Source organism: Paenibacillus sp. FSL H8-0317, from assembly GCF_045040685.1.
Classification (GTDB): Bacteria; Bacillota; Bacilli; order Paenibacillales; family Paenibacillaceae; genus Paenibacillus.
Genome location: NZ_CP150294.1, coordinates 3,808,522 through 3,830,850 on the forward strand (window position 1 = coordinate 3,808,522; position 22,329 = coordinate 3,830,850).

The window sequence follows — 22,329 nt, forward strand, 5'->3', positions numbered from 1 at the left end:
TCATTTCGGAAGATTGAAGCGCAGAGAGGGGTAATTCGAATGAAAAAAATGAAAAAAATATTTTTTGGGATCGGTATTGCTGTTTTAATACTTTCAATGGTGGTTCTTTACTTTCCAACATGGACTCCGAAAATAAAAGGGGAAAATAGTATTAGTGTACTGGAACAAGTAGAGATCAATGGAACAGGTCATGAAATCATGATCCGCGGTCAAAATGTAGAGAATCCGGTTATTCTGTATGTACACGGTGGGCCGAGCGCGTCTGAAATTCCGCACGCAAAGCAATATCAGGATGTATTGGAATCCAGATTTACCATTGTGAACTATGATCAAAGAGCAAGCGGAAAGTCTTATCATTTTTTTGAGGATTACTCCAATTTATCAACGGACTTGCTGGTTGATGATATACTGACCATCACGGATTATATATCTGAACGGCTTGGCAAGGAAAAGGTGATCCTGATCGGCCATTCCTTCGGTACTTACATTGGTTCTTTGGCTGCCCATAAAGCACCGGAGAAATATGAAGCCTACATCGGAATTGGTCAGGTAGGAGATACCAAGCAGAGTGAGATAGACGGTTGGAATTATGTAATGAAACAAGCTCAGCTTGCAGGTAATGATGATGACATAGCAAGACTTAATCAGGTTTCTGAAGCCATTAATCAAGGGCAGACATTTACACCGAGAGACATTGTTACACGATACAAAGGTGCCGCGAGATTGATGGATAACCCTGATGACAGTTTTCTTGGAATGGCGTTCAGCAGTGAATACAACATGCTCGATGTCATACGTTATCATAAAGGAATGACTTATTCACAAGGAATTCTAATTGGTGAAGTGATGAGTCGTCCATTGCCTTCCTTAATTAAGAAGCTGGATCTGCCATTTTATTTTGTAATGGGAGATTATGACTTTATGACTTCGTCCCATGCTGCCAAACAGTTTTTTGACGGAATTAAAGCTAACAAGAAAGAATTTATTTCTTATAAAGAATCGGCTCACTACCCACACTATGAAGAAAAGGAAAGATTCTTCAATTGGATGACAGATACGTTCACTCCATAACATTTGTTAGAAATTAAAAAGAGAAGTGTGCGTAAATAAAAAGTAATCCGCTGCTGTTTTCAAATAGAGACTGACATTAGGAATCGTTGCAGAAATGCTGACGATTTTTTTGTATACATTTACAGAGCATTATAGAGCTAAAGCCCATAATATTTGATACATTTTTAAACAAATCTTAAACGCAACGTGCATTGGTTTTAAACTCCAGATGTTAGGCTGATATACATAAAAACAGAGGAGTGTCAGCCTAATGAATCAGTTGGTTAGAAAAGTGTTATTGTCTACAGTGGTGTGCAGTTTCAGTGTGATGTCCATTGGTCCGGTGGCATATATGTCTGGATCAACTTTAGTAGACAAGAAGAATACAATATCTTCAGAATTAATTTGGAAAGAGAGCGTTCGCTCAAATGCAAATACGATTACATCCGTTAACGCAGAAAAAAATGATCAGTACTCTGATTTGATGTTTCTAAAGTCTATTTTAGCGGATAAACGAATCGTTAGCTTGGGAGAAGCATCGCATGGAACATCAGAATACAATTCAATGAAAGTAAGACTCGTAAAATTTTTGCATGAAGAACTAGGATATGATGTCATTGCATTTGAATCCAATCTAGCCGATACTACTGCTGCATATGCTCAAATACATAATACAACGCCAGAGGAATTGATGAAGAGCTCTGTCTATGGCGTGTGGCAGGTTGAAGAGAACTTACCTTTATTTGAATACATTGCACAACAAAGCAACACAGATCATCCGCTTATATTAACTGGATTTGATTCACAAGGCACGTCGGAGTCTTTTATTCAATTCGTTGAGGCGTGGTTTGCTAAGGTTGACAAGAATAAAGCAACAGCATTTGCGCAAACGGAACGCTGGTATTTAAAGCTTAACATGGTTAACAAAGTAGACGATTTTAATATTCAAAAGAAGAAAATAAAAGAAAAATATATTACTCTCCAAAAGTTTGTAAGAGACAACAAAGCTGAATTAAGCAGGAATCAGAAAGAGCAACTCAATCTGATATCTCTGGTAGATCGCGTCTTACAAAATAGGTTAGACATGTTAGATAACTACCATCCTCATATTGTAAATCTGCTAGCAGGAGTAGACCCTGAGAAGCATTTGAAATTGGGAAGTTATGAACGAGATCGCGTGATGGCTGATAATGTAGAATGGCTTGCAGAAACAGTCTATCCTGAGGAGAAAATTATTTTATGGGGACACAATTATCATATACGTAAGAATAATTCCACAATGATCACAGAGCATAACGGATACGATTATGATAATAATCCATATCCAACCATGGGTGAGATGCTTCCATACTCACTCAAGCAAGCTGGTTATGTTATAGGTTTGTATGCATATGAAGGAAGCGCATATAAAAACAATGAAGAGGAAGAGCAAGTCCTGCCTCATGAAAAAGGTAGTCTTGAAGATATTGCAGGAATTGAAATGGGTCCAGCCCGGTTCATCAACATGAAGGACAAGGAGTTAAGTCCAACAACGGAATGGATGTACACACCTCGAATTGCCAAAGCATGGGGAGTTTTAGATGAAAAGATGATACCTCGCGATCAGTATGATGGAATATTACTTATTCATAAAATCCATCCCTCTAATCACTAGGAGAGCAACGTACTCAAATTTCGAAGTGAGGGTAAGGGCTAAAAATCGATTGTACTTGGTGGTAAACAGTGTTACTCTAAAAGTCTGTGTTCGACAATATATTCAATACTAGCCACCAATTTAGTTATAAAGAAAGGTAACACTATGATAAAAGTTGAAAACTTATCCTTCTCATTTCCACAAAAGGAACTATATAAAAACATTTCATTTACGTTTGAAGAGGCACAACATTGTGCTTTTATCGGAACAAGCGGAAGTGGAAAAAGTACACTGATTGATATCCTGATGGATCCGGAACGATATTTGTTCGAGGGCAAGTTAGAGATAGACCCCGATTGCAGAATCGGGTATGTGAGTCAGTTTTTGCAAGTAGACAAAACAAAAGAAATGACCGTTTTTGAATATATCGCAGAAGAATTCATCAAGATACAAGATGAAATTACAGCGATTTATGCGGAGATGGCCACCACATCGGATATGGATTCCCTGATGGAAAAGCTTCAATTGGCTTTGGATGCCTTCGAAGCGATGGATGGGGACAATTTCGAAAAAAACATCAATAAACAGTTAAACCTTGCCAACCTCATGAAGCTCAAAGATCTTAGTATATCCGCCATAAGTGGCGGGGAATTCAAACTTATTCAAGTGATGAAGGAAATGCTGAATCGTCCAGACTTCATGATTATGGACGAACCCGATGTATTTCTAGACTTTGAAAACCTGAACGCGCTTAAAAAATTGATTAACTCCCACAAGGGAATGCTGCTGGTCGTTACACACAACCGGTATCTGTTGAATCATTGTTTCAACAAAATCATACACCTAGAAAACACAGAGCTCCAGGAGTTTGACGGGCGATATATCGATTATAACTTCTCACTGCTTCAGTCTAAGATCGAACTGCAAGAAATCGCGGTTGCAGAAGCTGAAGAAATTGAGAGATACGATCACATCATCGACAATCTTAGAGAGATCGCCACATATAATTCGGAAGCCTCGAGAGGCAGAGCGTTAAAAGCCAGAGTCAAGTTTCAAGAGAGATTGGAAGCGCGTCGAATAAAAGAACCCTTTGTCGATATCAAACAGCCGAATATCCGTTTTGGAATCGATAAGGAAATGGAAGACACCGTTGTGGTTAACGTCAATAACTATAGCGTTTCCTTTGACGAGTTGCTTTTGGAAAATGTGAACTTTGAGATCAAATCAACAGATAAAGTAGCCCTGATCGGTCCTAACGGTACCGGGAAAACGACTTTACTCCGAGAAATCTTTAAAAACAATCAGGATTCCATTGAAATCAATCCTGATGTTAAAGTGGCCTATTTATCTCAGGTTCAAGGCGAAATGTTAAAGGATTCGAATACCATCCTAAATGAATTCATAGATTCCGGGTTTCAAACGTATGATGAAATTAGATCGTATCTTCCAAACTATGGCTTTGAAGGAGAAATCCTTGATCAAAAGATTGAATCGTTATCTGGCGGAGAAAAAAACATGCTTCAATTGGCTAAAGTTTCTGCCAGTCAAGCCAACGTATTGCTCCTGGATGAACCAACAAGCCATTTGGACATCTATACACAAATCGCATTGGAGAAAGCCATTGAGGACTACAAAGGTGCGATTATCATGATTTCTCATGATTTCTATTCGGTTGTAAATGGTATGGATTATGTTTTAATTATTGAGGACAAAACGATTAGTAAAATGAGTATAGAAGAATTCAGACAGATGATTTATGCGAGTCATTTTGATGAAAACTATCTAGAAAATGAACAAAAGAAAAAGTCAGTTGAAATGAAAATTGAATTGGCTCTGAAAGATACTAATTTTGAACTTGCAAAGAGTTTGGTTGATGAGCTAGAAAAGCTGATTAAGTTGCTTTAGACAAGGTGAATATTCCATAAATCTAAATCCCCCTGTATGTGGATTAATCCGCATACAGGGGGATTTACTTCTAGAAACAGCTAAACGAGCTGATTCGCTGCAGATCAATGCCGGTGTATAGCCAGAAGAAGCCATTCCAGCGGAAGCCAGCCACCGAATTTCTACCGACAAATACCGGGTACATCCAGAAGCCGGGACCACGATCCGGCCAAATATATGTGTAGCGAAACAAACAGCCGGATATGGCTCTTGGATCTACCGCATATAACGAAGCGGGTTGCTGTGGAATGAATGATGGTGGCGGTCCGGTAGGTGCCTGCACGCCTTGTGGTCCGCCGCCTCCACCCCCGGGGAACGATGGCGGACCAGGAAATCCGCCGGGTCCTCCTGGTCCTCCGGGACCCCCAGGTCCGCCAAATCCTCCACCAGGTCCAAAAGGAGGTAAAAATGTCATATCACATCACTCCTGTTCATTAGTCTAATGTATTGTATGTAGGCAATTGAGCAGGGGAATGGGTGAAAGCCTATAAAAGGCTGCTAATTTGGTCATGGCCTTGTCAGGCGGATATTCAAAATAAAGACAAGCTCAAGCTGCGACCGTTTATCCTTGGGCATGTCCGAGTAGTGAGTTTCTTTCATGTTTTGGGAAAATTGGACAAAACTACGGTGAAGCCATAATAGATTTATACGAACTGCAAAAATGCACTGGGAGCAATCCCGGTGCATTCTCCTTTTAAAATGAGCGATAGGCCAAGACCTTTTTTTTCCATTCATTTCGTTAACGAGTGCGAAAGTCCTGTGGTGTGCAACCATAATGCTTTTTGAATATTTTTATAAAATGCGGCGGAGCCAAAAAACCAAGCGCCTTGCTGACATCTGCAATTTTGAGGTCTGAGTTCAATAACAGGTAAGATGCTCTGTTCATACGTAAGCTGTACAAATAATCACCAATCGTTTCTCCAGTGACCGTTTTGTACACCTTGGACAGGTAAACGGGGTGCAGGCCGATATAATCGGCAATGACCTGAAGGGAGATACCTTCTGCCAAATGCTCCTGAATGTATGTTCTCACTTTAGACGTAATTTGTTCGTGCGCATTCATCAGCTGATTGGAGGCCTGCTTGCGTCGCTGATTAATCATTTTCTCTGCCCAGCTATATATGCGTTGGCCGGATAACTGGCTTTTTTTCCGAAGCAAAAATTCGAACTCCTCCCCAAGCATTTCCTCAACCGTCGTGTCCTGCGATTTTAGTGAAATCGAGAATGTGGAAGACAGGTAGAGTAGTACTGTAAACAATTGATCGTGGGACAGTTCTTTGCCAACTTCGTTCAAGAAAAGAATTCTGGAAATTTTGCTTATGGCCTCATCCCAATTACCTGATTCCAGCAAGTTAGGGAGCAAGGGTGGCTCATACAAATTAATGAGGTTTTGCTGTTCATGGGAATCCGCATCCTTTTTGTCCAGCGTAATAAAATAGCTTTTGTTGCTGCCCACATTCCGATTGATGGCTGACACGGAGGCTAAATATAGATCGGAGAGGTGGTCAGGGAAGAATTGCTCTTTACTCAGACAAATGGAGATGGCTCCCTTTAAAAATTTTTGCACATTGTTTTGCAGTCTGACCGCGTGGGAGTCGACTGAATCGAGTGCATGCAGATCACTGTTTTTGATCAGAAATACCAGATATCCCTGCTCTGTAATGCAATGCCACAGCTTGAACGGATGCTGAAACACTTCTTCGGCTATATTGGTTACAGCATATTCGAGCAAGGATAATGACCGAAGATCATAACCGGAAAATTCTTCCTCCATCCGAATGACCATCATAATAAAGGGGTCAGAGGACGCAAAGGGAATCTCCAGCATGCTGAGACGCCCGGCCAAAATCTGATGGCTCATGGCTTTGTTCTGAAGAAGTTCCTTGAGCAGCTGATTGCGCAACAAGGGCATATTGGCGTGAAGAGCATGCTGAATTTGCTGAAATGAACTGATGCGTTCCCATTCGTGCTCAATATTGGCGATAGCCTTTGTTACAGCTTGGATGAGCTCATCGGTATTTATCGGCTTCAGCAGATAATTAGCAGCCTGATACTGAATTGCTTTTTGGGCATATTCAAACTCATCGTGACCAGACAAAATAATACATCTAATTTTACTGGAGAATCGCCGAATCTCCAAAATAAGCTCCAAACCATCCATCTCGGGCATACGAATATCGGTAATCATGATATCAACAGCGTATTTGGAAGCGATATCGAGAGCCTCCGCAGCCGAGTAAGCTCTATGCACTTCCTGGATGCCATAATCTTCCCAGGGAATTGTCAGCGCGAGACTATCAACAACCGATTTCTCGTCATCCACTATTAATAAACCGTACAAGCTAATTCCCCCTCTATAGACAAGCTGTTACAACACTTATTGTATTGTATGATGGCCGAACTATCATTTCAATGGATGCCGCCTTGGCTCACCTCAAATCTTAAGAAAACGATACAGATGTTCAGAAATACCTATGCGGATTACCGCTGCAAATGGCTTGCGAGGCATGAAAGCTTTCTTTGTATTCAGATTGCGTTATATCACATTAAGAAAGCGCTATTTCATGTCATTCAACGAGACAGTATTATTAAAAAGAGAACTAAAACAATATTATGCGGGACCTTACATAACCGTTTTGCATGTCAAGGATACCTGCCGATAGATGAAGGAGAGTCTGGATGATGAATCGTGATATCAAGCAAATCGTGAAACAGTTAACTTTAAACGAAAAGGCAACACTATGCTCAGGTAGCAGCTTTTGGACAACGCATGCTATAGAACGTTTGGATATTCCATCCATTATGATGACTGATGGTCCTCATGGATTACGCAAGCAAGCAGGTGATGCCGACCATTTGGGACTGAATGGAAGTGTTCCCTCCACTTGTTTTCCATCGGCGGTTGGGTTGGCCAGCTCCTGGAACCGGGATCTCGTTCAACTTGTCGGAGAAACAATTGGTAAAGAGGCGCAAGCGGAGGATGTCGCCATTCTGCTCGGCCCAGGGGCGAACATCAAGCGTTCCCCGTTATGCGGGCGCAACTTCGAATATTTCTCAGAGGACCCTTACCTGACGGGTGAACTGGCAGCATCTCATATTTCAGGTGTGCAAAGCCAGGGTGTGGGAACCTCACTTAAGCATTTTGCAGTGAACAATCAGGAGCATCGCCGAATGACTACCGATGCGGTGGTCGACGAGCGGACGTTAAGAGAAATCTATCTTACCGGGTTTGAGAAGGCGGTCAAGCAAGCGCAGCCATGGACAGTAATGTCTTCTTACAATAGAGTGAATGGAACGTATGCGTCGGAGAATGAATATTTGCTGAATACCATTCTGAAGGAAGAATGGGGACATGAGGGCTTTGTTGTGACAGACTGGTCCGCAGTGAATGAGATCGCAGCCAGCATCGCCGCGGGACTTGGACTGGAAATGCCTTCTTCCAACGGAGAAGGACCACGTAAAATTGTGGAGGCGGTGAATGGCGGCGAGTTATCCGAAGAAAAGCTTGATCAATCCGTGGAGAGGTTGTTAGCTGTTATTTTCAAGACGGCAGAGCATAAACGTCCAGAAGCAACCTTTGATTCTGAGCAGCATCATCAGATTGCCAGAGAGGTAGCAGGAGAAACAATGGTTTTGTTGAAAAACGAGGACGATATTCTTCCGCTGAGCAAGAATAGCCGCATTGCCGTTATCGGAGAGCTAGCTCAGAAGGTCAGATATCAGGGCGGCGGCAGTTCGCATATCCATCCTACTCAACTGGATAATCCTTATGAACAGATGGTTTTACTTGCTGAAGCGGATGCATCGGTGACTTATGCTGAGGGCTACAAGCTTGCTTCAGATGAAAGTGACCCGCTATTGATGAAGGAAGCCGTCGAGGCGGCCAAGGCAGCGGAAGTCGCTGTGCTGTTCATTGGTCTGCCTGACCGCTATGAATCGGAAGGATATGACCGGTCTCACATGGACATCCCCGCTAACCAATCGGCGCTAATCAAAGCCGTTGCCTCAGAGCAGCCTAACCTTGTTGTCGTATTAAGCAATGGATCACCGATTGTGATGCCATGGCTTGATGATGTGAAGGCAGTACTGGAGGCGTATCTGGGTGGTCAGGCAGCTGGAGGAGCCATGGCGGATCTGTTGTTCGGAGAAACCAACCCAAGCGGTAAGCTGGCGGAAACGTTCCCGCAATCGGTGCATCATAACCCTTCGGCTCTGTTTTTCCCCGGGGACGGAGATCGTGTGGAATACCGTGAAGGCATATATGTTGGTTATCGTTACTATGATCGTAAGGGTATTGAACCGTTGTTCCCGTTTGGTTACGGATTGAGCTATACACAGTTTGAATATACCGGTCTGAATCTGAACGATACACAGTTCAAGGATACGGATCGGGTTACGGTAACTGTTACGATTCGAAACACAGGCACTCGTTACGGTCAAGAGGTTGTGCAATTGTATGTGCGGGATCAGCAAACCGTAGTAAGTCGTCCGGACAAGGAATTGAAGGGATTTGCCAAAATCGGACTGGAGCCGGACGCTGAGGGCAGCGTTTCCTTCACACTGGATAAACGCAGCTTTGCCTATTATAATGTTGATTTGAAGGACTGGCATGTAGAGAGCGGTTCCTATGATATTTTGATTGGCTCATCCTCTCGTTCCATTCTCCTGCAACAGACGGTCAACGTGGAGTCCACAACAACCGGGCCAGTACCTACCTTTGACCGTAATACAACGCTGGGTGAGCTGCTCGCCAATCCAAAAACGATGGCTGTCATGAGTCAATTACAGGGACTGGTTCCAGAGGGAACGGAAGAGGCACAATCCGATGCGATATCCTCCGAAATGATTCAGGCAACCATGAAATACATGCCGCTTCGTTCGTTGATTCCGTTTACGGGAGGGGCTTTCACGGAGGAAACTCTTTCCCAGTTGCTTGCTGGATTAAATGCGGCTGTTCGTCAGTAAAATCAAACTTCTGCTTCAACTATAAAACGCTCAAAAACGCCTATAAGTCATGACTTATAGGCGTTTTCCATCTAAGGATGTTATAAGATGTATTCAGGATGTACACATCATCGAGAGGGCTGCTCCATCTGATCTCACAGCGGTCCTCATAGCACAGCTATCAGTTATATCTTAAAATCGGAACCGCTATTCAGGACTTGAGATGATCCAAAAATATGTTCTTGAGGATATTAAATTGCTCGGCTTCGTCCACTTTTGTTTGGAAGGCTTCAATGCCATTGAGCATCGCTGTTTTTTTGGAGAAGTTGCCAAAGACATTAATCATCGTGTTAATCGTTTCAACCACATTGGCATCGTTACGAACAGATCCATCCTTTTGACCAAGCTCAGCCAGCTCTGCACAAAGCATAATAATCTGTTGATAGTTAGAATGATACATCTCGATATCCTCCAACGGGGACTTGGACATTGCGACGTAACACTCAAACGCTTCTATTAATTTGGAGCTTTGCTGGCTTTCTACCTGCTGGAAAAAAACTAGCGAGTCGAAAAGGCGGCCAAGCTTGTCGTAGCAGGTGCCTTCACCTCTGATAATATCGGAGAATACCAGAACCTCGGACTGAACAATATCTGATGCTACGGCAACAATAAGCTGCTCTTTCCGCGGAAAGTAGCGGAAGATTGTTGCCACCCCCAGTATTGCCTCGTCCGCAATATCCTGCATGGTCGCTTGCTCGAAGCCTTTATTCAAAAAAGCAATTTTAGCTGCTTCAATTATAGCTGCTCGTCTTCTTGTTTTGAGGTCACTGCGCTCTTGTTGAAGCCTTTGACGGGGTTCTATTGTAAAAACCTCCTTGTTGGAATGAACTCAAACTATGCTATCAAACTAGACTCTTTTCTGTCAACGTAAGGATTCATTCTGCCAATTGGCGAGCGACCAGTTTAATCGGACACGCATGCCTCCAAGGGGACTCTGTTCAAACTGGATACCCGAATGGGTAGCGTCCTGAATGCGCAGACGCTCCGCAATATTCCAGAGTGCACATCCCATCGTGTCCACAGGCGGCTCGGATATTCTGGCCTTAAGTGCATTAATTTCTTCCTCCGTCATGCCTTTCCCGTCGTCGTCAACCACAATACAGAGCCCGTGTTCCGTGCGCTCAACGGTGATATGAATGGAACCGGAATCCCACTTGGCTTCTATGCCATGGATGATGCTGTTTTCCACCAAAGGCTGAATGAGTAGTTTGGGAATCGGGACAGATCTTAGCTCGTCCGGTAGCTCAATCTGATAAGAGAGACGGTCCATGCGTAAGCTCTGTATCTCAAGGTAATTGCGAACGATACCCAACTCTTTTTCCAAACAGGTCATCGGCTCGTCAAGGCGTGTGGTGTACCTGAAATATTCAGCCAAGTTCTGGGTCATGGCAGTAACCGCTTCCTCATTGCCCAATCTTGTCATATTATTAATGAAAAAGAGACAATTATATAAAAAGTGAGGATTAATCTGGGCTTGTAGCTGTTTCAGCACCGCTTCACGAGCTACGATTTTTTCCTTGTATACCTTTTCAATCAAATCCTCAATCTGTCCGGCCATGTCGTTGAATTGACCATATAAGTAATCAAATTCATTACCGCTCTGCCGCTGAATACGATAAGAGAAGTCGCCATGCTTCAAAAGACGAACACCTTTTAACAGAGCAAGTATGGGGATCTGTACCTTGCGGAAAAGAACAACAATAATCGTGACCCCCGCCATAAACAGCATGACACAGGCAGAGTAAAACCAGAATTGGGTCATTCGTATAGGCTTTAACGCTTTATCAAGAGGCATAAAATCAATTAAATACCAACCGAGCTGATGAGAGTACACATAATTGACAATGTACTGGGCTCCGTTAACCGAAACGGTTTCTGTACCGGAGGATGGTTGTAGATGACCGGTTAGCTCCTTCATGATGAGAGGGGTAATGGAATTAGCCTCTTTGCGAGTAATCAATTGCTCGTCCGGTTTATAGAATAACGTCTCATTCTCGCTCTGATGTGAGTTCTCAACTATATCCTCCAGATTGCTGCGCGGGAACTCCAACCGAATAATGATCTGTGGACTGACCTTGTATTTATAATATTTAGCTGTAGCTGCATCATAGTTCCAGCCTGATTTCAGTGAATCTACAGAGGGAGTCTTCATATCTAACTCCGAAGAAATGATCCATTGATTCAACAGAACCGAGTAGACCGATATTTTGTTATTCCATCCCTCGGACAAACTTTGCAAATTGACTCTCACAGCAACATTTTGAATCAACTGTACCTGCTCAAAGGAACTCATCACGTCAATGGATCGCAGCAGTGCAATAGAATTGTCCGTTTCCATGGAGATGGATAACATATTCAGCCGATTTATGCTCTGATCGAGTGAGTTAACGACAAACTGCACTCGATTGAGATTGTTGGTTTCAATATCCTTTTGAACGGTATCCAGACTGGATTGAACCGAGAAGGTATACATGACCAGGACGGCGACAAGCATAATCAGCGTGATGGCCACTATGTTCATAAAGGTCCTGTATTTCTTTTTCAACCCTTAACGCCTCCTGCCAACGATGTAAATTCACCTTATTGTAGGCTGGCATTGGATGAAATACAAGTGATTTGGAATGTAATATAGATGAAGGTTAAGAATGAATTATCTAATGTTGAAAAAGCGTTATTTCGACTGTATAACTGGCACGATATGATGAAGATGAATTAGATGAAGGAGTGCATTTCGCACATGAGTAGCAAAATATACCTGTTTCTTTCTGTTGCTTGTTTGATTCTGTTTACCGCCGCATGCAGTGGTAAAGCACAAGAGCCTATGCCTGTAAAAACAGGTGTGATCGTAACAACAGTCAAAATGAATGATCCAACCACCATCTACAAAAATGGCGAAACTGCTACCGATAATGTACATATCCGTTGGGCCAGAGAAACGCTTGGCGTGGATATTCGGACCCAATGGAGTGCTCCTGTCGATGACTATGATATGAAGCTTCGATTAATGCTCTCTGCTGACAATACGTTACCTGACGTGTTCTCATCCAATGTCATGGACACAGTCAATGGATTTATGATCTCAGGCAAACTGTTGGACGCTGGACAAGCCTTTGATCGATATGCATCATCCACTTGGAAAGCGGCTATGGCTGAAGTGCCAGAAGCATGGAAGCCTTTTGAGATTGACGGGAAACGGATGGCGATTCCGATCATTACGGAGCAAGCCTCGCAGTCCGTACTTTGGATTCGCAAGGATTGGCTAGATTATCTGAACCTGAAGGCACCAAGCAATCTTGACGAACTGGAAAGTGTAATGAAGGCCTTTACCTATGATGATCCAGACGGTGATGGCGTACAGAATACCTACGGTATTGATTTTGCAATCAAGGACCAGTATCTGGCCTCGCCTATCGGAGACATATCCTGGGTATTTGGTGCGTATGGAGCGATTCCAAGTATATGGAGCAAGAATGTACAGGGCAATCTCGTGTACGGAAGTATCCAGCCTCAGATCAAAACCGCACTGGCAAAACTGCAAGACTGGAAGAAAAAAGGATATGTGAGCAATAACATAGCTCTGCAGGACTTCAATCAGGTCAATAAAAATATCTTTGATGGCAAAGTTGGCATGGTAGCTGGTCCACGCTGGTTTGGAGATTATCCGCTGCAACAACTTAATGAAAAGGATCCGAAGGCTGAGTTTGTGCCTTATCCGATTCCTGCAGGAATGGACGGAACCACAGCGAGATTCAAAGGAAACTCTTACAGCGGGGCTTTAATGATCAGCGCAAACATTTCTGAAGAAGCCTTGCAGGCTTTTTTTAAGTATCAGAACTATCTGTATGAGGCTACGGTGACGAATAATCCGTTGTATCTGAGTGCCTATCAGAATGGATATGATTATGTACTGAACCCGGATGGTTCGGTGGATAGTGACAGCCGCGATATTCCCGGGGGGAAAGTGATAACGTTCAAATATACCCTCATGGGACAATATGCGAGTTACCCTTCCCGATTCAGAGCAGCTCTTCTGAAAATGGGCAAGCGAGAAGGGCTCAGCTCTCATGATCGCGCCATTTTGTTCAGTATGGGAATTGACCCTAAGGATGAGAAGCAGTATCCCATTATGAAGGCAAATGTTGTAGAGACCAGGCAGCGGCAGATTGATCGAGTCAATCTGTTTCAGGGGCCCCCGACAAAAACAATGCAAGCTCGAAACACTTATTTGCAAAAAATGGAACTGGACACCTTCAACTCCATTATTTATGGAGAGGAGCCACTCACCATTTTTGATGAGTTCGTGAAAAAATGGATGGATTCAGGCGGAAGAAAAATCACGGAAGAAGTGAATGAATGGTACCAATTGGCGCAGACTCGGCCTTAAAGCAGGATGGTTAAACGTTCCGAAAGGTAATCGACAAGGGGAGGTTTCATCGATGAACATTACTCATATGAAAACAAATCACATCACTAATCCGCTCGGTTTTGCGGTAACCAAGCCAACCTTTTCTTATACCGTTACGGATACGACAGCGACAACGCAGATCGCCGCACAGGTAGAAATTGCACTGGATGAATCTTTTACAGAACTTGTATTTGATAGTGGAATAACAGAGGATATTGATTCGCTCGCGTATTCTCCGGATCTGGAACTGGCTGCACGGACGCGTTACTTCTGGAGAGTTCGATTATGGAATGAGCTTGGGGAAAAGGCGACCAGTGAAACGGCCTGGTTTGAAACGGCTAAGCAGGATGAACCATGGACAGCAAAGTGGATTACACCTGAACTGGAACCGACGATTCATCCAGTCCTCCAGAAAACGTTCGAAGTCAAAGGTCCCATCGCCAAAGCACGGGCGTACATCTGTGGTTTGGGAGTATACGAATTGGAACTAAACGGAGTCAAGGCTGGGGATGAGTACTTGGCCCCTCATTATAATGCCTATCACAAATGGCTTCAGTATCAAACTTACGATATTACCGACCTGCTGCAAGAAGGGTCCAACGCGATAGATGTCCGTTTGGGGAATGGCTGGTATAAGGGACGGTTTGGTTTTGAAGGAGATACCACTGCCAATTTGTATGGTGATCATTTTGCATTGCTGTCCGAGCTGGTGATTACGTATACGGATGGAACAGAAGTTGTTGTCCCTTCAGATCTGTCCTGGCATGCCACCCGCTCGAATGTGGTGGATGGTAACATCTATGACGGAGAAATCTATGATGCCACGCTGGACGTGACTGAGATTTATCCAGTTCGGGAAAGTGAAATGGGGTATGAGCTTTTACAAGCAAGAAAAAGTCTTCCGGTCGTGATCAAGGAAACCTTGAAGCCGATCGAAATTTTGACCACGCCTGCGGGAGAAACGGTCATTGATATGGGCCAGAATATGGTAGGCTGGCTGCAATTCCGTACTACGGCACCAAGCGGAACGGTCATCCATTTGCAATATGGCGAAGTGTTGCAGAAAGGCAATTTCTACCGGGAGAACCTTCGCTCGGCTAAGGCGGAGTACATCTATACAGCAAACGGTGAAGAAGCTATTGTGCGTCCGTATTTCACATTTTACGGTTTCCGATATGTTAAGGTTGAAGGCTGGGCAGGCGAACTGGATCTGAATGACTTCACAGGCTGTGTGGTTTACTCGGATATGGAACGTACCGGGTATTTAGAAACCAGTCATGCTGGCGTGAATCGTTTGTTCGAAAATGCACTCTGGGGGCAAAAGGGAAACTTCCTAGATACCCCTACCGATTGTCCACAGCGCGATGAGCGCATGGGCTGGACAGGGGATGCACAGGTATTCTCCGGTACAGCAAATTACAATATGGATACGTATGCCTTTTTTAACAAGTATGGATATGATCTGTGGATGGAACAAGAGGATCGGAACGGTATGGTTCCGATGGTCATTCCGGTTGGACGTGTGCAGGGCGGAGGGTCCAGCGCCTGGGGAGATGCGGCAACCATTATTCCGTGGAACACGTATCTGCATTCCGGGGACCCATCCATTCTGGAGCAGCAGTTTGACAGCATGAAGACATGGGTAGATTACATCAAGCGTTCGGATGACGAATCCGGTAGTACACGTTTATGGGCGATAGGTTTTCACTTTGGTGACTGGCTTGCGCTAGATGGGGATGATCCGAACTCTCCAATGGGGGGAACAGATAATTACTTTATTGCCTCAGCCTACTATGCCTATTCTTCAGATATCGTAGCCAAGGCTGCCAAAGTACTTGGACATCATGATCTTGCCGCATCCTATGACCAGTTGGCGCAAGAGGTTAGAGCTGCAATTGTGAAGGAATACTTTACTGCGAATGGACGTCTGGCAGTAGATACACAGACCGCATACGCTATAGCGTTGTATATGGATCTCGTTCCTGAGCAACATAAAGCACGGATTGCAGAAGCTATTCGCTTGCGTGTACGCAAGGATCAGAACCACTTGAGAACTGGCTTTGTAGGTACGCCGTATTTGAACCGGGTTCTATCAGCATATGGAAGCAATGATATCGCCTATACGCTTCTGCTCAATGATGATTACCCAAGCTGGCTGTATGCGGTCAATATGGGAGCAACAACAATCTGGGAGCGTTGGAACTCCATTTTGCCAGATGGTACAATCAGTGAAAATGGTATGAACTCGCTTAATCACTATGCCTATGGTGCCGTTGTTGAATGGATGTATCGTCATATGGCGGGGATCAATCCAGTAGAGGATCGACCTGGCTTCCGCCATGCACTGCTGGCACCGATGCCTGATTTCAGAATCCAGTGGACTAAAGGTCGCATTGACACCGCTGCAGGAACTTATTGCAGTGAATGGAGGTTTGATGAAGCAGGTAAGCTGTATTTAAGCTTCTCTGTTCCATTTAATGCAACAGCAACGATCAAGCTGCCACGCGCCGTGGTTGATCAGGTGATGATGAACGGAATTACACTTTCGGATACAGGCCTGATTGTCGTTCAGGTTGAAGATGAAGTGATCATCGAAGTGGTGAGTGGCACGTATGATTTTATTTATGTACCATCCGTGCCATACAAACAAACGTTAAGCACCCGTACACCTCTGAATGTACTGCTTCGTAACGAGCATAGCCGGAGTATGCTGCACGAGCTTTCACCGGTGCTGGCTTCGCTGGACCCGGGGACAATTGGCCCGATGGGGGAAGCAAGCTTGCGTGATCTATCCACCTATCCTTCGTTCAGTACGCCAGAGGAAGAACTTGACCAGCTCGATCTCAAGCTGGAGACCATTCAAATCGTATAGAATAAATCATTGCTCGTAGATACGACGAAAACGAAACACGATGACGTTTCTTTAAATGCAAATCATCTCAAACCGATGGCCTGCTGAGGTGAGTAATATTCGCTGGGCTACCGAGGATGTCGAATTCGGTGGCAAGCACATCCGTAAGGGCGACATGCTCTTTGTTCCTCAGTCAACCGGGATGAGAATCAGTTCGCTGACCCGGATGCATTTGATATCACACGGAAGGCCAATAATCATAATACGAGAGGATAGCCCTACTTAACCGCGATTTCGCGGTTTTTTCTTTGTCTTTGACTAGCAATGGGCTTGAATTACGCTACACGATCTTTGTATCGCGTTATAGTCGATCGTCTCACTTGAAATCTACAATAGAAGTATCCTTTTGGCCATGTCAATCCACTCTACCTGTTGGATTCTTCACCCGAGCTGGCAAATACCAAAAAGCGGCCAGCGGTACTTGTGCTTCCAGGTGGAGGATATAGAGCTTGTTCTGATCGAGAAGCTGAACCCGTTTGCTACGGCATTTTTGGCTGAAGGTTATCAAGTCTTTATCCTGTGAAATTCACTCAATCAGCATGCTGTATTTCCAAAACCATTGAATGATACGGAGGAAGCGTTGACACTCAAGCGGGCCAACAGTGCGGACTGGATCCTCAAAAAGTAGCGGTATGCGGCTTCTCCGCAGGGGGCCATCTTGCTGCAGCTTTGGGGACGATGGGTTCCACTCGGCCTAATGCAATGATTCTTGGTTATCCTTGTATTCTGGAGGAGATGAGTGATATTTTTCCTGCGCCCGTTCCAGGCGTGGAACCTGTTAACCGAGGAAGAGCAGAAGCAGCTTAACGATGGGCTAAAGACTATTTCGGTGACATAACACTGGAGGAAACACAGCATAAACAGAATAAGTCCTTTAGCCATTTTCGGGCTCGTTCCTAATCTATTAAAATGACGAATTGCAAAAAAAGACACAAAATGATAGTATTTATATCAATATAATAGTAAAACTATCAAAATGAAATTTGGAGGAAACAACTATGACAACTTACAATGAAAACATTAAAATTTCGGAACTATTGAATAATGATGAAGCAACAACATTGCTTACCAAACATCTACCTGAATTCATTAACGAGCCATCATTCAAAATGGCTTCCCATTTTACGCTGGATCAACTCGCAGCCGTTCCACAGGTCGATCTGCCAGAAGACATTTTGTCCGCACTGAAAGCGGATCTTGCTAACGTAACCTTCGAATCTGCAGAGGCTCCTAAAGCGAGCAAAGCTGTGAATACCAACTCCGATTCGTTTGCAGGCAAAGTGATTACCATCACAGGCGCTGGTAGCGGTATTGGCCGAGCTAGTGCAGTGTTGATGGCATCGAGAGGAGCCAAGCTCGTTCTGGTGGATTACAATGTAACAACAGGGGAAGAGACACTTGCGCTTGTGAAGGAGCAGGATGGCGAGGGCATCTTTGTTCAAGCTGATGTATCCAAGGAAGAGGATGTAGAAAACTATATTCAAAAAGCAATTGAAACATTTGGTAAAATCGATGTCGCGTTCAACAATGCAGGAATCATTCAGAAGTTCCAGCCTTTCCATGAAACATCCCTGAACGATTTCTCCCGTATCATTGACGTCAACTTGAAGGGGATCTTCCTGGGGATGAAGCACGCTCTCAACGTGATGGTTCAACAAGGTTACGGTCATGTGATAAATACAGCATCAACCACGGCGCTTCGAGCTGAGCACAGTCTGGCCGCTTATACAGCGAGTAAACACGGTGTTGCCGGATTGACAAAAGCAGCAGCGATTGAGTACGTCAGAAAGGGCATTCGGGTAAATGCTATCTGCCCTGGGGGTGTAGCCACTTCGCTGACCGCAGCTGTTCCGCAAATGTTACAAGAAAGCGATTATATGCCCGAAGAATTCCCAAATATGAGAATTGGGCGTTTTGCGGAGCCAGAGGAGCTGGCTGAACTCGTAGCATTCCTGGCATCGGACGGCTCCAGTTATATGACAGGCTCTATCCTTGTAGCAGACGGTGGATTGACACTTTAAGGAGTAACAGCAAGTCTTTCGAACATGGTTCTAGCGATTTTAAAGCCGATTCCTGATCTATTTCGGTTCATTTTATTCATAAGAATCGTGCATAAAACAGATGGACCAAAAACTGATTCAGTATACCTGAGTCAGTTTTTTTGTCGTTCAAACAGCAGGAATACCTTCTGTTTGGATTGCGTTATTTGATCTTAACAATGCGCTATATCTGTTATATATGCCAGGACATAAAATGAAAGTATAGAAGAGGAAGAGAAATTCAACATGAAGAGTAACGGAGGCGAGTGTTATGGGAGTTGCAGTGAACGAGCAGCATATTAAAGTAGATAATACGCCGGCTCAGCCACCCCGGGAAATACCAACGAAAAAGTTAATTGGCGATTCAATGGGACAGCTCGGGTTAAACATTTCAAGTGGATTGTTGGGTTTGATCACGTATTATTATACGGATGTCGTTGGCGTGTCTGCCGCTGTAGTCGGTACGGTAATGCTGCTTACCAAAGTTTTGGATGCGTTTGCAGACATCGGTATGGGTGTACTGGTGGATCGGACCAAAACCAAGTATGGGCAAGCTCGTCCCTGGTTGTTATGGATGACCATTCCAATGTTCATCTCATTATTCTTAATGTTTTCCGTGCCGGATATAAGTTCTACAGGCAAAATTATATATGCGATTATTACGAATCTTGTATTCTACATTTTGGTGTTTACTCCAACCTCGATTCCATATAACAGTTTGATGGCGTTAACAACGCGTAACAGTTACGAGCGTTCCTTAATGGGTATTATCCGTTCAAGCAGCGGGTATCTGGCAGGTATGGTTGTTGCCGTTGCATTTGTTCCAATCGTTACAGCCATGGGCAATAGCAGAAGTGACTGGACGTTGCTCGCATCAATTTTTGCTGGTGTTGCAGCAATCGGGATTTTCATTTCATTCCTGTCCAATAGGGAAAAGTACAACAATGTTCAATTGGATGAGCTTGGCATGTTTCAGGATAAAACGCCGATTCGTGAAGGACTGAAATTACTCTTTGCCAATAAATACTGGGTATATATGTTCTTCGTAATGGCTCTCGCTAGCATTTTGTTTGCTCTGGGCGTGGCAGCAGGAAGTTATTATGCCAAATATATTTGGGGCAATGTAAGCCTGATCGGCATTATGGGTGCTATTGGTTTGATTCCGGTTATTATCGGATTTGCCTTGTCCGGACCATTCATCAAACGTTATGGCAAGCGAAATACAGCCCTCGGCGGTATATTAATCGGACTCCTCGGAGCAGCCGTTCGGTTAGTCGCTCCCGAGAGCATTACATTGGGTCTGATCTGTTCTATCTTCCAAACGCTTGGTACAATTCCGCTAATGGCAGTAGGTGGAGCAATGGTCACAGACACGATTGAATACGGCGAATGGAAATTTAACAAAAGACTTGTTGGTTTAACGAATAGTGTCATCGGTTTCGGTTCAAAAGTAGGCACAGCCATTGGCACAGCAATGATTGGATGGTTCCTCGCGCTAGGAGGATATGTCGAACAAGCTACAACCCAAGGAGAAGGAGCAAAGCAGGCCATCATCGCGTTGAATATATACGTCCCCATTGTTGTATTCATTCTTCTTGTAGTATTCCTTTACAAAAACAAGCTGGACAAGGAATATCCAACGATTATTAGAGAGCTTGAAGGTAGAAGAAAGGCATAACAAGATTTAAGTGTCCTTACACACAGCCAATCGCTTGTGTGTAAGGGCACTTTTAATTTGATGAAATTAGTTCAAAAAAGCTTGGTTGTTACGATGGCTGGCAGGTTTTGAAGAGTCTGTGTACCCGGGTAGAGCTGGCTTGCCGCTTCAAATTTGATTTTTGCAGTAATATTGGAAAAGTGATTCGTGAACCCTCTCAGCACCAGTTGGCCCTCTAGCCTGGCTAATGGAGCGCCCAGACAAAAGTGAGGTCCTTTGCCAAACGAGAGATGACGATTGCTGTTGGGACGGTAGATATCAAAGCGGGAAGGTTCGGGAAAATGTCTAGGGTCATTGTTGGCTGCACCCAGCCAGGTTAATATAACATCTCCTTTTTTCATAGGCACGCCAAGGATGTCTGTATCCTCTACTACCACACGATCAAGTGTCGTGGGAAAACGATACCTTAACGATTCTTCAACAGTATTCTCTATCAGTTCTGGATCTGCGGCAATATCCTGATAGATTCCGGGTTGATCATACATAAAACTGTAGAACAGGCTGTTTATCATGTTAGTCGTTGTTTCGTTCCCAGCAGCAAGGAGGCCCAAGCTAAAGGTAACAACCTCTTCATCGGTTAGTTGATCCCCATCCAGCTCGGCAAGTGTGAGATCGGAAATAATGTCCTCGGCAGGATGCTTTCTCTTCTGCTGAACAATGGGGAGCAAAAATTCGTTAAATTCTTGCATAGCCGCATACTTCGCATTCATCTGCTCCTGCTCATTACCTGTGGCATTGGGGAAAAATAACATGTCAGACCAGGCTTTGATCTGTGCCCGGTGTTGCCTCTCTACCCCAAGTAGATCGGCAATGACAGTAACAGGAAGTGGAACCCCTAGGTCTCGAACAATGTCCACATCATCTTTCGTCTTCATCTCAAGCATTAACTCATCAACGATAGCCGCGATTTGAGGCTCCCAGGTTTTTAACTGACGTGGGGTGAAGGCACTAGAGACTAACTTTCTAATATCACGTTGAACAGGGGGATCAACAGAATTGATGTTCACTCGGGTAATTACCGGTGGAACCGGGGATACACTCCGTTTACGAACACTGGAGAACCGTTTCCAGTCTGTTAGAACGGAATTGACATCATCATAACGATACAGATTCCATACTTGCTGCTTCTCGTCAAAATAGATGGGATGATTCTCCAGCATGTACTCATAATAAGCATATGGATTCCAAAGTTCTTCAGGTGTCTCTAAATTAGATACCTGATGAATAACGATCGATCTGTTATCAGTCTGCATGTCTCCTCGCCATCCTTTAATGTAGTTTGTGGAAATCTCCAAATAATGATAGCCAAACTATCATTATTTGTTTTAAAGGTACCATAAATCACACTTATTTAGCAATTAAATGAAATGTTTTACTGAATATCAATTATTTAGAGATACTCTTAGGGTCACAGATGAAGAAACATTTTCATATCAAAATGCAGAAAAATGTCGAATAAAGTGATTGCTAACAAATTTATTGTGTGATATTATGATCCAGTAAACGTTTACATCTACAACGAATTAAATATTAGCAGTGTTTGGCTGTTACTGGTAAAGCAGGCATGACCAAAATGATTTGCATTTTCCTTATGTGAGTAGGGGAAGGCATATCGTTTTGGTCTTT

At 43.9% G+C, this 22,329-nt stretch carries 13 protein-coding genes and 1 pseudogene; 9 read left to right on the forward strand and 5 right to left on the reverse strand.

Going from position 1 to position 22,329, the window contains the following annotated elements; translation table 11 throughout:
* Positions 1-39: 39 nt before the first annotated feature.
* From MHB43_RS16940 to MHB43_RS16950, 3 genes are all read left to right on the forward strand, one after another.
* Positions 40-1,071, forward strand: a complete 1,032-nt coding sequence (locus MHB43_RS16940) for an alpha/beta fold hydrolase (RefSeq protein WP_221821343.1) — start codon at positions 40-42, stop codon at positions 1,069-1,071.
* A gap of 250 nt (positions 1,072-1,321) precedes the next feature.
* On the forward strand, positions 1,322-2,704 hold the full coding sequence (locus MHB43_RS16945) for an erythromycin esterase family protein (RefSeq protein ID WP_339176756.1): 1,383 nt from the start codon (positions 1,322-1,324) through the stop codon (positions 2,702-2,704).
* A 144-nt stretch (positions 2,705-2,848) separates the two neighbouring features.
* Positions 2,849-4,588 (forward strand): ATP-binding cassette domain-containing protein, encoded by a 1,740-nt coding sequence (locus tag MHB43_RS16950; RefSeq protein WP_339176758.1) that lies wholly within the window; start codon positions 2,849-2,851, stop codon positions 4,586-4,588.
* Between the two features lie 70 nt (positions 4,589-4,658).
* Here the strand turns inward: MHB43_RS16950 and MHB43_RS16955 are convergent, their stop codons facing one another.
* Both MHB43_RS16955 and MHB43_RS16960 read right to left on the reverse strand, forming a co-directional pair.
* Positions 4,659-5,042: a hypothetical protein gene (locus tag MHB43_RS16955; RefSeq protein WP_047843165.1), complete on the reverse strand. Its 384-nt coding sequence runs from the start codon at positions 5,040-5,042 to the stop codon at positions 4,659-4,661.
* Between the two features lie 324 nt (positions 5,043-5,366).
* Positions 5,367-6,968 (reverse strand): response regulator, encoded by a 1,602-nt coding sequence (locus MHB43_RS16960; protein WP_047843166.1) that lies wholly within the window; start codon positions 6,966-6,968, stop codon positions 5,367-5,369.
* A 341-nt stretch (positions 6,969-7,309) separates the two neighbouring features.
* Between MHB43_RS16960 and MHB43_RS16965 the strand changes: the two genes are divergently transcribed.
* On the forward strand, positions 7,310-9,592 hold the full coding sequence (locus tag MHB43_RS16965; protein ID WP_339185405.1) for a glycoside hydrolase family 3 C-terminal domain-containing protein: 2,283 nt from the start codon (positions 7,310-7,312) through the stop codon (positions 9,590-9,592).
* A 190-nt stretch (positions 9,593-9,782) separates the two neighbouring features.
* Here MHB43_RS16965 and MHB43_RS16970 read toward each other — a convergent pair whose 3' ends face one another.
* On the reverse strand, positions 9,783-10,343 hold the full coding sequence (locus MHB43_RS16970) for a TetR/AcrR family transcriptional regulator (RefSeq protein ID WP_221821349.1): 561 nt from the start codon (positions 10,341-10,343) through the stop codon (positions 9,783-9,785).
* Positions 10,344-10,493: 150 nt separating this feature from the next.
* Positions 10,494-12,176: a sensor histidine kinase gene (locus tag MHB43_RS16975; RefSeq protein WP_405117564.1), complete on the reverse strand. Its 1,683-nt coding sequence runs from the start codon at positions 12,174-12,176 to the stop codon at positions 10,494-10,496.
* A 192-nt stretch (positions 12,177-12,368) separates the two neighbouring features.
* On the opposite strand from MHB43_RS16975, the gene MHB43_RS16980 reads away from it, so the two are divergent.
* The 5 genes and pseudogenes from MHB43_RS16980 (at position 12,369) to MHB43_RS17000 (ending at position 20,664) form a co-directional block, all read left to right on the forward strand.
* Positions 12,369-14,015 (forward strand): extracellular solute-binding protein, encoded by a 1,647-nt coding sequence (locus tag MHB43_RS16980; protein ID WP_221821355.1) that lies wholly within the window; start codon positions 12,369-12,371, stop codon positions 14,013-14,015.
* Positions 14,016-14,067: 52 nt separating this feature from the next.
* Positions 14,068-16,908 (forward strand): alpha-L-rhamnosidase, encoded by a 2,841-nt coding sequence (locus MHB43_RS16985; protein ID WP_221821356.1) that lies wholly within the window; start codon positions 14,068-14,070, stop codon positions 16,906-16,908.
* Positions 16,909-17,547: 639 nt separating this feature from the next.
* Positions 17,548-17,661, forward strand: a pseudogene (locus MHB43_RS16990) (alpha/beta hydrolase); the annotation flags it as partial.
* A 533-nt stretch (positions 17,662-18,194) separates the two neighbouring features.
* Positions 18,195-18,968: a glucose 1-dehydrogenase gene (locus tag MHB43_RS16995; protein WP_313771463.1), complete on the forward strand. Its 774-nt coding sequence runs from the start codon at positions 18,195-18,197 to the stop codon at positions 18,966-18,968.
* 289 nt (positions 18,969-19,257) lie between these two features.
* Entirely contained in the window at positions 19,258-20,664 is a 1,407-nt protein-coding gene (locus tag MHB43_RS17000) for an MFS transporter (RefSeq protein WP_405117565.1), read from the forward strand.
* Positions 20,665-20,735: 71 nt separating this feature from the next.
* On the opposite strand, the gene MHB43_RS17005 is transcribed toward MHB43_RS17000, so the two are convergent.
* Complete coding sequence (locus MHB43_RS17005) at positions 20,736-21,956, reverse strand: cytochrome P450 (RefSeq protein ID WP_221821359.1); 1,221 nt, start codon at positions 21,954-21,956, stop codon at positions 20,736-20,738.
* Positions 21,957-22,329 lie beyond the last annotated feature (373 nt).